The following is a 12,432-nucleotide window of genomic DNA, read 5'->3' on the forward strand; positions in this document are numbered from 1 at the left end:
TGCGATGTTGGCGTCGCAGGCTCGAATTGTGTTGGCGGCGGCCGGTGGTGGGATCCGACGCGGATGACGCCGTCGCGGACCACTGACCGGTCGATCTCCACAGCGTGGAGGTCTATATATCGACCTTCACGGTGGACCCGGTCGCGGTGCCGCGATCAAGTTTGATAACGGCCTCCGCCACACTCTCGGTGCTCACGAGGGAAGGAAAAGAGTTTGGCGCAACAACATTCACACGCACCCCGAACGAGTCGAATTCGGCGGCCATATGTCCGGTCAATGCGTCGAGCGCCGCCTTCGACGCGGCGTAACCGGCCTGTCCTTGAAAGGGGTATACGGTAGATGCCGAAGTGCTTGAGATGTTAACGATGTTGCGGTTAGCTGCGCGGTTCTCCGACGCTCGACTGGTCCAGAACTGTTGCGCCAGCCGGACCGACAACCGCAGTGGCGCAATGACATTGGTTTGCATGTGCTGCACCAGATCGATCAGGGCCGTATCGCCATCGATCATCGTGTTTGTGTATCTGCCCATGTATGCCGCGTTGTTCACCAAGAGGTCGACCCGTCCATAACGGGCCAGTGCGACATCAACCACCCGCTCGACGTCGTGGACGTCGCAGAGGTCTGCGTAGACGATATACACGGATGCGGCGGCGTACGGTACATCTGGTTGGAGCGGGTCGACGTAAGACTCGTACTGAGACGGAACTCCGGGCACGCGCGTCCTGCACACCGCGAGAATGTCGTACTCGCCGGCATACGCACTGCAGAACTCGTTGCCCAGCAGCCCACCGGCTCCGGTGAGCAGGCAGACTCGGCGATCACCAGTAGACAATGCTTGCCTCTCCGAACGTCTCGATGATGTCTTGTTTCGGTCGATGTAGCCACATCGCCACACAGTTGCGCTCGTTGCGCGATGCTCCCGCATAGCCGTGCCACGAAAATGGCGTGCATTCAAACATCACCATCGAGTTGTTGAGCGGTGGAATCAGTGCACCGTCACCACGTTGGCCAGCGGCGAGGCTAGCGAAAAGTCCAGTCTCACCGCCGTCCTCGGGCTCCCAGGGTGGGTTTGCCAGGTAGAACAGCACCGCTACCGCGCGAACAGTTTCGCGCGCCTCGACGCCATCGGGTCGCTTGCCGGTGCGGTAATCGACGCCGTCGGTACCTTCGTACCGGGTCTCGGTGTCATTCGGAGTGGGCCCAGCGAACCAACCGGGGTTTAGGTCGTTGTGTGGCCAACCAGCGTTACCGCCGGGTTGGTGCTGGTGCAGGCTCGCCGAGACGTCGCCGGTGCATACGACACCAGCGATACCAGCGATACCAGCGATACCAGCGATCATGTCGTGCCACTCGCGGGAAGTGAACACCGCGAGTGGGCCATCGAGATTGTCACGGATGAGCGCCATCGACGCGTCGTACCCAGGTGTGCTGGTGTTGAACTTGGTCCCGTCGGCCGCGATACGCCGATAATGGTCTTCGAGAGTGTCGTAGAACGCTTGGTTGAAAACGTTCTGAACGGTCACATACGGGAAGGGTTTGAGGCGTCGCACCCAGTACCGGTGCGCGATCAATTCATCCATCGGCCAACGCCGTGTCGGCGCGGATCCCCCCTCAGCGGTCACATCGCAACACGCTACCCAAGCGCAGTCGGCCTGACCTACTGCTGTCGAGCTGCGGTGGCTCTCGGCTTTGCGTGACGAGGCCGCAGGCTGGCTCGCGGCCGATCCCGCGGCGCAGGTCGCGCTGGTCGGCGACTGGAACATCGCGCCCACCGACGACGACATCTGGAGCATCGAGGCCTACCAGGGCAGCACCCACGTCTCCGAACCCGAACGCACCGCGTTCACCGCGAGGAACGCAAAGGCAAAGGCGCGAGCGACCACGCACCCGTCGTCGTCGAACTGGACTGATTTCCGCAGCCTCGGTTTATGATTTGCCCATGGAGGGGGCAGTCGCGGACAACCCGAGTGAACCGGGAATGTCCAACCCGAAAGATCAGGGGTTCCTCGACCGCTTGTCGCTCAAGAACCTACGGCGAGCCGGGATCGTCGCCCTGCTGGGCGTCACCGCGGGCTTCGGTGGTCTCGACACCGTGGAGCCGATGACACCCGTGTCGTTGGGCGAGACCTATTCCAACGGTCCCCTTGAGATCACCCCGCATCGCGTCACGAAAGTTTGCGGTATCAGGAACCCCGAGGTTGGCGTATCGACTAACGCCACGTTTCGGACGCGTCTACAGCAGGCTGACCTCTTCGTCATGACCGCTACCGTCAAAAACACTGAAGACACAAGCGTTCCCGCGAACAGGAACAACTCCGACGGGGAAATCGATTGGAGCACTGCATCACCGACGGGGCGTGAACTGTTCGAACTGGACATACCCACCGAGCATTTCAGCCAAGGCACGGTGGATCGAGATAGCCTGGAGGAGACCATTCCAGCCGGGGCAACGGTGGATGTTGTCACAATATGGGGCGTTCCAAAGGGGCAACTCAAGCCACAACAGGATGTGGTCATACGCATCAACGACTTCCGCTATCAACAGCGATTGAGCGCCCCGGTCAAAGAATGGTATCTGGACGTTGCGAACCCGAGCTACGGAGAGCTACATGCACACGTGTCCGGATGCCTGTCGTGACGCGACTGAAGCTGATACTCGGCATCCTTACTCCGGTTGCGCTCCTGGCGATCACCGCCATCGCATACGGCGCAATCCCTGAACGGGTTGATTCCTACGCGCCCATAGTGATTGACACGAGAGCCCCTGGAACTGCCCAGGGCAGAAACATCGCCGTAACGATCAACCATGTCTACTCGACCCCCAAGCTGCTGGTAGGTAGTACGGTCGAAAAATCCGTGGTGAAGCTCCCCGCTGCGGTCTTCATCGTTCTCGATGGAACCTACGAAACCACCACGAGCCCTGATCGGATCAAGGCGACGCTGCAAGCCGACTCGCGAACGGTAGATATTGAGCCGGACGTCACCGGACGACCATTCGGCAATCCTGGACTCGCGCGTAGGTTTTCCATGGTGTTCAACCTGCAGGAAGCACCAAATCGCCTGACGTTCTTGGTGAGTAACACCCCGGAGTTCTCGCATGACAGTTCAGGTAACGCCATCGACGACCAATTCAAGCTGGTCAATCCGTCGATCGACTCGCAACTCGCCTTCCATATCAATGTGGATGCCATTGAGCATCGCAAGTCAGTCTTGTTCTTCAGGGGCGGCAAGGGGGCTCAGTGATGACATGGGTTCGCGCCAAGGCTGTTGGATTGACGCTTTGGGTGGTGTCCGTCCTACTTTTCGGATTCACCGTGACGTACCCGGCCTGGCGACATTCCGTGGGATCGACGATGCCCGTGGTCACAGTCCCGCTGGGCAACGTAGTGAAGATCGCCGGCACACTGTGGCGACTTCGCCCCCTGGACATACCGCCACAACGGACACAGTCAGACGCCCCACCGCCACCCCCCAACTCTCGGGTAGTGGCGTATGCCATCGACCGTAGTCGCGATGGCGCGCACTTCCCGCCGACTGACATCGGAAAGTCATGCGACTACTCGGTTGTCGACAAGATCGGACGACGTTGGGGACACCAAGCGAACGAGGGGCCGTACTCATCGCAAGGCTGGCTGTCTTCGCAAAAGTACGTCGATGCGTGCAACGAGAAGGGCGCACTCGGCGTGCTTGTCTTTGTCGCCCGTGACGCGGAGATCATCGGTGTCGACATCGACTTCCAAGGATCAAAGGGGCTGGCGTGGAATCAACATCAGATCGTGCGATTCAGCACTATGTCCTGATTTTCTTTCTTCCCTTGTAGGGCATGGACGCAGTGCCCGTACATCGCCGCGACGAACGTAATGCGTACAGGCTCAACACATGCGTTGATCCCGGCTCGAATCGTGTCCCGATAGGCCTGCCACCACTCCCAATCGTGCGGCCCAATTACCTCGACAACAAGGCGCCATAGGTACCCGTCACTGACACGGCCATTGAAATATGCCCCGGTAGGGTCAAGAAGCACGAGTAACGTGAACACGCAGACAAAGAAGCTGCCCACCAACGGCCCGGAGTGCAGCACCAAACGAATGGTCCCGGCCAATGTCTCCAGTATCCCCAGAAGACTGCGGAAAAGCTCCGCCCCCTTACTCTGCACGAGCACAGGAAACCTCCGCCATCGAGCCGTCAACTTGTCGCCGGCCTGCCCTGCGCCACGCGCCAACCGTTCTCCGTGGCGCTCACCAAACATTCCATGACCGGCCTCAACCCACGTCGCCGATGAGCGCACCGCATAGATCGCGCCGGCGATCGCGATCCAGGTCATCGCCAGCAGAACTGCGGGTACAAGCAAACCCACTGTCTTGGTAAGCAGTTCCCACCCATCTGCCAACACCCCGAATCGTGCGAGGAGCTCGTCCTTCTGAGTGTTGTACCAGTGCACTACTCGGCGCTGGCCGAACCATACCGGGCTACCGATCAAACGTTTAGACGCTGCTTGCACCACCAGCCACACCCAAAGCGCTTCAAAGTAGACGGTGAGAAACCTTGTCCACGAAGGGATCCTGTCCTTGAACTTGGTCAAGGTGGCGCGTGCAAGAAATGCAACCACGATGATGGCGTACAGGCGCCAATCCCCCGGCTCCAGGTAGGCCATCAGCTGATCCGCGGACAGCCCCGTCGACTCGTCAGACACCAGGTACTCGAACGAGGACTGTGACACATAGGAGCGATAGTCCTCCAGGATCAGACGCCAAGCGGCAAACAGCGTGAACACTGGCAACGTCGATCTAAGCACCACATTAACGAATGGCTGCCTGACAGTACCCAGACCGCCGTCCTCTGACGGTCCCGTTCCGGCCGCGAGTACCCAAAACATCGAGATATAGGTGACCAGTCGCGCCAAGACCGCCAAAGGCATGATCAGCATGCCCCAGAAGCCTCCGAAGTGAACCGTCACGACGACCGCAAGCTCGATCAGCCAGTGCCTGGCCAGCCAGCCGAGCAGGTAGATTCCGATCAGCATCGGCCAGCATCGCCACCACAGCACACCCGTTCGTCTCAGTACCGCCAGCACGCCGCTCACCCCCTGACCACCATGGGCAAATGGTAACTACCCAACGCCGTCCGCGTGCACAGTCATCAATACAGGTCAACGAACGGGGGGGCGCTATCCCAAAGGTGCGCACGGCGAAGCGGTGAACGTCGGACAGAAGCTAGAACACCCGCACGCCGTCATCCGCCGATTCAGCAACACGGAGCTCCCACGCCAAGCACTCGCGCTACCCTCGGGTGACCACTGACCGAGGGGGCTCATAATGCGTCGGATTTGCTTGCTGGCGATAGTTCTCATCACCATCCTCAGCGCATGCGTATCCACCCCCGACGACATCGAGCTCCTCCCCAGCGGGGAGACCCCGTTTGCGTTCCCACCACCCTCGACCACCACCACAACCTCGAAACCTAAAGCTACCGTCGAGCTACCAACTGCCACAGGATCAATCGGAGATATTAAGCGCGGCAAGCTGTTCCATGAGGCCGTGCGGCTCAGCAGCGTGATCGTGTCACCTACGCTCATCGACTCTCGATTCAACAGCGGTGCGTGGGGCGCGGTTCTGATGTACAGGCCAGACACAATCGGCGACAGCATCAGCCCAACCGATGGCATGCTCGACGCGGTGCTACGCGACTACGGGTATGTCACGGGTGCTCGAATCGAACGAGAGCCCTCTGGCGACAGCACCATCAGTGTCCTACTGCAGGACATGGTTCTCATCTTCAAAGACGACGCTTCGGCCGCCGCAGCCACCGAAGTCGGGTTCCGTCTTCGCGATGAGCAGAGTTCCGGAACCAACAAACGCGTACGCCCTATAGAGATCCCTGACTTCCCCCAAGCCAAGGCGTATGCGGAGCGTACGAACGGAACCGACGCGGGGGCCACGATTGCATACGTCCAACGCGGACCCGTCGTGGTGCGGATCGCGACGCACTCGATCCCAGATGACGAGGCAGCTAAAACCATCTCGCGCTACCTCGCCAGTCAACTTTCCACACTGGAGCGTTTCGCGCCGACGCCCGTGGACAAGCTGAGTTCACTCACTCCACCGTTCGACCCCGATGGTTCCCTCCTCAAGCTCGCGTCCGATTCGACCACAGTCAATCCGCTCGGAATCGGCGGCGTCTTCGATACCAACGGCGCTCTGTTGCGCCAGGACGACTTTCAGGGGTGGTCTGAGGTCTACGAGGCAAGCGGAGTTGACAGGCTCATGGTCAGTGACACCGGGGAAGTTATCCGAGCCGCCGACGAAAGTGGTGCCACGCGTGTACTCGCAAAGGCCCGCCCCGAGTTCGTGGCAAGGAAAGGCTACAAACCAACGGGCCCACCGCCTACGTTGCCGAGCGCGGACTGCATTCAGTACGTGTCCTCCGCACCCGATGATGACCCACTCCGGCGATGCCTTTTCACACGCGGCCGTTACGTGACATGGGTTGAAGGCAAGCAGTCCGTCCTCGGCCAGCGAGTCCAAGACCAGTGGAATAGGCTGGGCTGAAAGGTAATACCTCGCTCAAGCAGTCTCTTCCACGTGGGCGTACTTGCCGCCGGTGCCCAGCGAGGCGAGCGCCGCCACCGCCATCATCAGTGCCGCGGCGATGAACACGACCACCAGACCGGTATGGAACGGCTCGGTGATGAGATTCGGGAAGAACGACTGCCCCGTCAACTCGCCCGCGTTGACCCCCGGCTGGTCCAGAACCCCTGACGGAGCAAGCAATTCGCTGACCGGGTTGTAACCGAGGAACGCCGCGAACAGGCTGCCTACCGGCGGCAGACTGGACACCTCGGCTGCGGTCGAGGCGGGTACGCCCTGGGCGGTCAGCCCCGATTGCATCGCAGCGGGCATCGTGGCCGAGAGCCCGACGATCATGAGCGAGAAGAAGATTCCGATGGACAGCGAGCTGCCCGCGTTGAAGAAGGTGCCACGCACACCGGAGGCCGCACCGCGCTGATGAGCGGGCACGCTCGACATGATCGCCGCGGTATTCGGTGCGGTGAAGATGGCCGACCCCAGCCCGTTGAGGAAGATGAGCGCCGCGAAGGCCCAGTAATTGAAGTTCACCGGAATGGCGATGAGCGCCAGGAATGTCAGCGCCGACAGCACCATGCCGCCCGTGGCGAAGGGTCGGGCCCCGTAGCGGTCCGACAGCACGCCGGCGATGGGCCCGGCCAGCAGGAAGCCAAGCGTCATGGGCAGCAGGAAAATTCCCGCCCACAATGGGGTCGACTCATAGCTGTATCCGCGCAACGGCAACCAGATGCCCTGCAGCCAGATGATGAGCATGAACTGCAGGCCGCCGCGGCCCACCGATGCCAGCAGGTTGGCCAGATTCCCCAGACCAAACGCACGGTTCTTGAACAGCCGCATGTCGAGCATCGGGTCGGCCACCCGGGCCTCGATCACGCAGAACAACACCAGCAGCGCCACACCGGCGATCAGCGACCCGCAGACCAGCGGATTACCCCACCCGGTGCTCGAATTGCCGTACGGCTGAATACCGTAGGTGATTCCGGTGAGCAGCACCGTCAGCCCCAGCGCAACGGTCACGGTGCCGGCCCAGTCCAGCTTGCCGGGCGTGGGTTCGTCGATCTCGACGAGCGAGCGGTACGACCACACCGTGCCCAGCAGGCCCAGCGGCACACCCACCCAGAAGATGGCGCGCCAATCCCATTCGGAGAGCACGCCTCCGATCAACAGTCCCAGGAATGACCCTGCCACCGCGGCCACCTGGTTGATCCCCAGCGCCAATCCACGCTGTGTGGACGGGAAGGCGTCGGTGAGGATGGCCGAGGAGTTGGCCATCAGCATGGCCCCGCCCACCCCTTGCACCACGCGCCACGCGATGAGCCATACGGCGCCTCCGCCGTAATGGAACGGGTCGAAGGACAGCACCACCGCCGCGACGGTGAAGACGACGAAGCCCATGTTGTAAATCCGGACCCGCCCATACATATCGCCGAGGCGGCCGAACAGCACGACGAGAACCGCGGAGGCCAGCAGGTAGCCCATGAGCATCCACAGCAGATAGCTCACATTTCCGGCGGCTAGCGGGTTCAGACCGATACCGCGAAAGATGGCCGGCAGCGAGATCAAGACGATCGACGAGTTGACGGTTGCGAGCAGCACACCCAGCGTGGTGTTCGACAGGGCGACCCATTTGTAATGCGGGTGATCGCGATCCACCCGCAGTCGACGTCGTGCGGTCTCGATATCCGCAGGTGTGTCGTCGGTCTGTGTCATCAAATCAGTCATCGTCACCCTTATTGCGCGCTTCTCCCCGACGCGGCCAGCAGGGCACCCCAGCCCGGCCGTCTGTGGATACCACCGTGGGTAACTTTAGCAAGGGAAACTATATTCCCGAACCTTCGAGGCCCCCTCTGTCATGTTGGGCCGAATCCGGGGCTCGCACAGAAATCTCGCCATCACGTCACGCTTGGCGCGACGGGCCGAGGTAGCGTTGGCCGGTAGCCCGTCTCCGAAGGCGGGCACAGCCCCAAACACACAAAACACGGGAGCGCGCACCAGTGCGCTGAGAGGACGGCTAGGGCCGTCGACCGTATGAACCTGACCGGGTAATGCCGGCGTAGGGAGGAAAATCATGTCGACTCAATCAACCCGTTCTCAGGCCCCGGAAACCGTCACCACCGGCCCCATCCAGGGCAGCGAGAAGATCTACCAGCACCTCGACAGTGGCCTGCGCGTGCCGCAGCGCCGGGTGAACCTGACCAACGGTGAGCACCTGGACCTGTATGACACCTCCGGTCCGTACACCGACTCGGGCGCCACCATCGATCTCCAGAAGGGACTGCCACCGCGCGTCGGCATCGTCACCGATCGCGGCACCCAGCTGCAGCGTGCTCGGGCCGGCGAGATCACCGCCGAGATGGAGTTCATCGCGGTCCGCGAGGGTGTGCCCGCCGAGCTGGTGCGCAGTGAGGTCGCGATGGGCCGCGCCGTGATCCCCGCCAATCACAAACACCCCGAGAGCGAGCCGATGATCATCGGTAAGGCCTTCGGCGTGAAAATCAATGCCAACATCGGCAACTCGGCCGTCACCTCTTCGATCGCCGAAGAGGTGGAGAAAATGGTGTGGGCCATCCGTTGGGGTGCCGACAACATCATGGACCTCTCCACCGGTAAGGACATCCACCAGACCCGTGAGTGGATTCTACGCAACTCGCCCGTCCCAGTCGGCACGGTGCCGATCTACCAGGCACTGGAGAAGACCAACGGTGATCCGGCCGCGCTGACCTGGGAGCTTTACCGCGACACCGTGATCGAGCAGGCCGAGCAGGGCGTCGACTACATGACGGTGCATGCCGGTGTGCTGCTGCGCTACGTGCCGCTGACCGCCAAGCGTGTCACCGGCATCGTCTCGCGCGGCGGTTCGATCATGGCCGCCTGGTGCCTGGCCCATCACCGGGAGTCGTTCCTGTACACGCACTTCGAGGAGCTATGCGAGATCCTGGCGCGTTACGACGTGACCTTCTCACTCGGCGACGGCCTGCGTCCGGGGTCCATCGCCGATGCCAACGATGAGGCCCAGTTCGCCGAGCTGCGCACGCTCGGCGAGCTGACGAAGATCGCGAAATCCCATGGCGTGCAGGTGATGATCGAGGGCCCCGGCCACGTGCCGATGCACAAGATCGTTGAGAACGTGAAGCTCGAGGAGGAGCTCTGCGAGGAGGCTCCGTTCTACACCCTCGGGCCGCTGACCACCGATATCGCACCGGCCTACGACCACATCACCTCGGCCATCGGAGCGGCGATCATCGCCCAGGCCGGGACCGCGATGCTCTGCTACGTCACCCCCAAGGAACACCTGGGGCTGCCGGACCGCAAGGACGTCAAGGACGGGGTGATCGCCTACAAGATCGCCGCGCACGCGGCCGACCTCGCCAAGGGGCACCCGCGCGCCCAGCTGAGGGACGACGCGCTATCCCGTGCTCGTTTTGAGTTCCGCTGGGATGACCAGTTCAATCTCTCGCTGGACCCGGACACCGCCCGGGAGTTCCACGACGAGACACTGCCCGCCGAACCGGCCAAGACCGCACACTTCTGCTCCATGTGCGGCCCGAAGTTCTGCTCCATGCGCATCACCGCCGATATCCGGGAGTTCGCCGCCGCGAACGGGCTCGAGACGCAGGAGGATATCGACGCGATGCTGGCACGCGGCATGGAGGAGAAGTCCGTGGAGTTCGCCGAGCACGGCAACCGGGTCTATCTGCCGATCGCGTGAGCATGGCCGCCTTCCTCCCCATCCCGGAGCCGGGCGCTACCCCGGTGCGCGTGATGACCATCGCCGGGTCCGACTCCGGGGGCGGGGCAGGCATCCAAGCCGATATGCGCACCATGGCGCTACTCGGTGTGCACGGGTGCGTGGCGGTCACCGCCGTAACCGTGCAGAACTCGGTGGGTGTCAGGGATTTTCACGAAATCCCACCGCAGGTGGTGGCAGCGCAGATGGACGCGGTGATCACCGATATCGGCATCCAGGCCGCCAAGACCGGGATGCTGGCCTCCGCCCCGATCATCGAGGCCATCTCGCAGACATGGTCGCGCCTGGCAACGAATGTCCCGCTGGTCGTCGATCCCGTCTGCGCATCCATGCACGGCGACCCGCTGCTGCACCCGAGCGCGCTGGATGCCATCCGTGAACAACTCTTTCCGTTAGCGACGCTCGTCACCCCCAATCTGGACGAGGTACGGCTGTTGGTCGATGTAGACGTCATCGATGAGGAGGCCCAAAAGGAAGCGGCGCGAAAACTGCATGCCCTCGGCCCGCAGTGGGCTCTGGTGAAGGGCGGGCACCTTCGATCCAGCGACACCAGCACCGATCTGCTCTTCGACGGCACCGAGTTTCACTACTTCCCCGTCGAACGGGTGGACACCGGACACGACCACGGCGCCGGGGACACCCTCGCCGCAGCCATCAGTTGCGCACTGGCACATGGACTTTCCGTAACCGAGGCCGTCGCGTTCGGGAAACAGTGGATCACCGAGTGCCTGCGAGCGGCCTACCCTCTTGGCCACGGCCACGGCCCGGTATCGGCCCTGTTCAGGCTGCGATGAGCGCCCGCGCGACGAGCCCTAGGCTGAGTGCGTGAGCACCGAGGAACTTCCGGATATCGCCGGAATCGCCCACCACCCCGACGGGCACCCCCACGGTGCGGTAGTGCTGACCCACGGCGCCGGTGGCAGCTGCCACTCCCCCATGCTGCGGCTGCTGTGCACGGCGTGGGCCGAACGCGGTTGGCTGGCGATACGTTTCGATATGCCCTTCCGGCGCAACCGGCCAAGCGGTCCCCCCTCGGCCTCATCGGCCGATAAGGACCGCGCGGGCATCGCCGAGGTGATCAACAAGGCTCGCGCCCTGGTGGATGGCCCGCTCGTGGCGGGCGGTCATTCCTACGGCGGACGTCAAACCTCGATGCTCGTGGCGGAAAAGGGGCCGATCATCGACGTCCTCACCGTGTTCTCCTACCCGCTGCATCCGCCCGGCAAGCCCGACCGGCTGCGCACCGAGCATCTGCCGGGCATCCAGGTTCCGACGGTGTTCACTCACGGCACCTCGGATGCGTTCGGCACCATCGCCGAACTCAAGGAGGCATCGATTCTGATACCCGGCGGCGCGACAATCGTGGAGATCACCGGTGCGCGCCATGACCTGGGCTCCAAGACAATCGATGTCCCGAAGCTCGCCATCGATGCCGCGCTGGTCGCCCTGAAAGCGAACTAACAGAACCTAACGCTCGTCCACCACGCGCCAGTCGCGCATCAACAGCTGTGCCGCCCGACGCAGATCAGCCTCCGCCTGCGCCACGGTGAGACCACCGTTGAGACACACCTGAATACAGCCGAACCACTGGTGCACCAGCAGCCTGATCACCGCCTCATCCTCATCGACCGGATCCGAAAGACCGGCCACCTCGGATATCAGCTCGTGGAACCGCTTCTCGACCTGCATCAGATCGGGCACCTCGGCCAGTGACGCCGAGTTCGAGGACCTGATCATCGCGATCGCCAGCATGCGACGCCGCGTCAATCCGCGCAGCGCCCGTACCAGTGCTTCACCCACCCGGTCGGCCGCCGTTTCCTGCCCATCGGGAGACAACGGGATGCGCCCGACAAGTCGTTCCGACTCACGCACCAGAGCCGAGACGAACAGATGACGCTTCGTCGGGAAGTACCGGTACAACGTGCCAATGGCAACGTTGGCGTGTTTGGCGACATCGTGCATCTGGACGTGATCGAGCTCGCGCGTCATGGCGAGTTCTTCGGCCGCATCGAGCATGCGCTTGTACTGCTCATGTTGACGCCTGGTCGACGGCATGGCGGCGGGCCGCACCGGTGACGCTTCAACCATGGCGCTCACGAT

General features: G+C 62.4%; 12 protein-coding genes, 1 pseudogene and 1 riboswitch. Of the genes and pseudogenes, 8 read left to right on the forward strand and 5 right to left on the reverse strand.

What is annotated here, in order from left to right; genetic code table 11:
• Positions 1-112 precede the first annotated feature (112 nt).
• Positions 113-925 carry an SDR family NAD(P)-dependent oxidoreductase gene (locus DSM43276_RS20360; protein ID WP_078328150.1) on the reverse strand — a complete coding sequence of 271 codons (813 nt, stop codon included), beginning with the start codon at positions 923-925 and terminating at the stop codon, positions 113-115.
• Entirely contained in the window at positions 819-1,622 is an 804-nt protein-coding gene (locus DSM43276_RS20365) for a 2OG-Fe(II) oxygenase (RefSeq protein ID WP_234802941.1), read from the reverse strand. Before DSM43276_RS20365 ends, DSM43276_RS20360 begins: the two co-directional genes overlap by 107 nt.
• A gap of 46 nt (positions 1,623-1,668) precedes the next feature.
• Here DSM43276_RS20365 and DSM43276_RS20370 point away from each other — a divergent pair.
• The 4 genes and pseudogenes from DSM43276_RS20370 to DSM43276_RS20385 form a co-directional block, all read left to right on the forward strand.
• Positions 1,669-1,857 (forward strand): annotated as a pseudogene (locus DSM43276_RS20370) (exodeoxyribonuclease III); the annotation flags it as partial.
• A gap of 82 nt (positions 1,858-1,939) precedes the next feature.
• A complete protein-coding gene (locus tag DSM43276_RS20375) occupies positions 1,940-2,638 on the forward strand; it encodes a hypothetical protein (protein ID WP_078328152.1) in 699 nt (232 codons plus the stop codon).
• Positions 2,635-3,243 carry a hypothetical protein gene (locus DSM43276_RS20380; RefSeq protein WP_136629136.1) on the forward strand — a complete coding sequence of 203 codons (609 nt, stop codon included), beginning with the start codon at positions 2,635-2,637 and terminating at the stop codon, positions 3,241-3,243. The genes DSM43276_RS20375 and DSM43276_RS20380 overlap by 4 nt, the downstream gene beginning before the upstream one ends.
• Positions 3,243-3,800, forward strand: coding sequence for a hypothetical protein (locus DSM43276_RS20385; protein ID WP_078328154.1), 558 nt, complete (start codon positions 3,243-3,245; stop codon positions 3,798-3,800). The genes DSM43276_RS20380 and DSM43276_RS20385 overlap by 1 nt, the downstream gene beginning before the upstream one ends.
• Here the strand turns inward: DSM43276_RS20385 and DSM43276_RS20390 are convergent.
• Entirely contained in the window at positions 3,770-5,083 is a 1,314-nt protein-coding gene (locus DSM43276_RS20390; RefSeq protein ID WP_078328155.1) for a hypothetical protein, read from the reverse strand. The two genes, DSM43276_RS20385 and DSM43276_RS20390, sit on opposite strands and share 31 nt — an antisense overlap.
• A 232-nt stretch (positions 5,084-5,315) precedes the next feature.
• On the opposite strand from DSM43276_RS20390, the gene DSM43276_RS20395 reads away from it, so the two are divergent.
• Entirely contained in the window at positions 5,316-6,548 is a 1,233-nt protein-coding gene (locus DSM43276_RS20395) for a DUF7373 family lipoprotein (RefSeq protein ID WP_078328156.1), read from the forward strand.
• A 15-nt stretch (positions 6,549-6,563) separates the two neighbouring features.
• On the opposite strand, the gene DSM43276_RS20400 is transcribed toward DSM43276_RS20395, so the two are convergent.
• Positions 6,564-8,306, reverse strand: coding sequence for an MFS transporter (locus DSM43276_RS20400; RefSeq protein WP_078328157.1), 1,743 nt, complete (start codon positions 8,304-8,306; stop codon positions 6,564-6,566).
• 246 nt (positions 8,307-8,552) lie between these two features.
• Positions 8,553-8,661, forward strand: a riboswitch (TPP riboswitch).
• Between DSM43276_RS20400 and thiC the strand changes: the two genes are divergently transcribed.
• From thiC to DSM43276_RS20415, 3 genes are all read left to right on the forward strand, one after another.
• Positions 8,653-10,293 (forward strand): phosphomethylpyrimidine synthase ThiC, encoded by a 1,641-nt coding sequence (gene thiC / locus DSM43276_RS20405; RefSeq protein ID WP_078328247.1) that lies wholly within the window; start codon positions 8,653-8,655, stop codon positions 10,291-10,293. It overlaps the preceding riboswitch by 9 nt.
• 2 nt (positions 10,294-10,295) lie before the next feature.
• Positions 10,296-11,126, forward strand: a complete 831-nt coding sequence (thiD, locus tag DSM43276_RS20410; RefSeq protein WP_109555902.1) for a bifunctional hydroxymethylpyrimidine kinase/phosphomethylpyrimidine kinase — start codon at positions 10,296-10,298, stop codon at positions 11,124-11,126.
• Between the two features lie 31 nt (positions 11,127-11,157).
• Complete coding sequence (locus DSM43276_RS20415; RefSeq protein ID WP_078328158.1) at positions 11,158-11,793, forward strand: alpha/beta hydrolase family protein; 636 nt, start codon at positions 11,158-11,160, stop codon at positions 11,791-11,793.
• A gap of 6 nt (positions 11,794-11,799) precedes the next feature.
• On the opposite strand, the gene DSM43276_RS20420 is transcribed toward DSM43276_RS20415, so the two are convergent.
• A complete protein-coding gene (locus DSM43276_RS20420) occupies positions 11,800-12,420 on the reverse strand; it encodes a TetR/AcrR family transcriptional regulator (RefSeq protein ID WP_078328159.1) in 621 nt (206 codons plus the stop codon).
• Positions 12,421-12,432: the final 12 nt, after the last annotated feature.

The sequence above is a fragment of the Mycobacteroides salmoniphilum genome (genome assembly GCF_004924335.1).
In the GTDB taxonomy this organism is placed as follows: Bacteria; Actinomycetota; Actinomycetes; order Mycobacteriales; family Mycobacteriaceae; genus Mycobacterium; species Mycobacterium salmoniphilum.

Bases quoted from the DNA above. Each gene is read 5' to 3' on its own strand.
- thiC (WP_078328247.1), top strand. From the start codon at position 8,653: ATGTCGACTCAATCAACCCGTTCTCAGGCCCCGGAAACCGTCACCACC.
- thiD (WP_109555902.1), top strand. From the start codon at position 10,296: ATGGCCGCCTTCCTCCCCATCCCGGAGCCGGGCGCTACCCCGGTGCGC.
- DSM43276_RS20360 (WP_078328150.1), bottom strand. From the start codon at position 925: ATGCGGGAGCATCGCGCAACGAGCGCAACTGTGTGGCGATGTGGCTAC.
- DSM43276_RS20420 (WP_078328159.1), bottom strand. From the start codon at position 12,420: ATGGTTGAAGCGTCACCGGTGCGGCCCGCCGCCATGCCGTCGACCAGG.
- DSM43276_RS20375 (WP_078328152.1), top strand. From the start codon at position 1,940: ATGGAGGGGGCAGTCGCGGACAACCCGAGTGAACCGGGAATGTCCAAC.
- DSM43276_RS20385 (WP_078328154.1), top strand. From the start codon at position 3,243: ATGACATGGGTTCGCGCCAAGGCTGTTGGATTGACGCTTTGGGTGGTG.
- DSM43276_RS20400 (WP_078328157.1), bottom strand. From the start codon at position 8,306: ATGACTGATTTGATGACACAGACCGACGACACACCTGCGGATATCGAG.
- DSM43276_RS20395 (WP_078328156.1), top strand. From the start codon at position 5,316: ATGCGTCGGATTTGCTTGCTGGCGATAGTTCTCATCACCATCCTCAGC.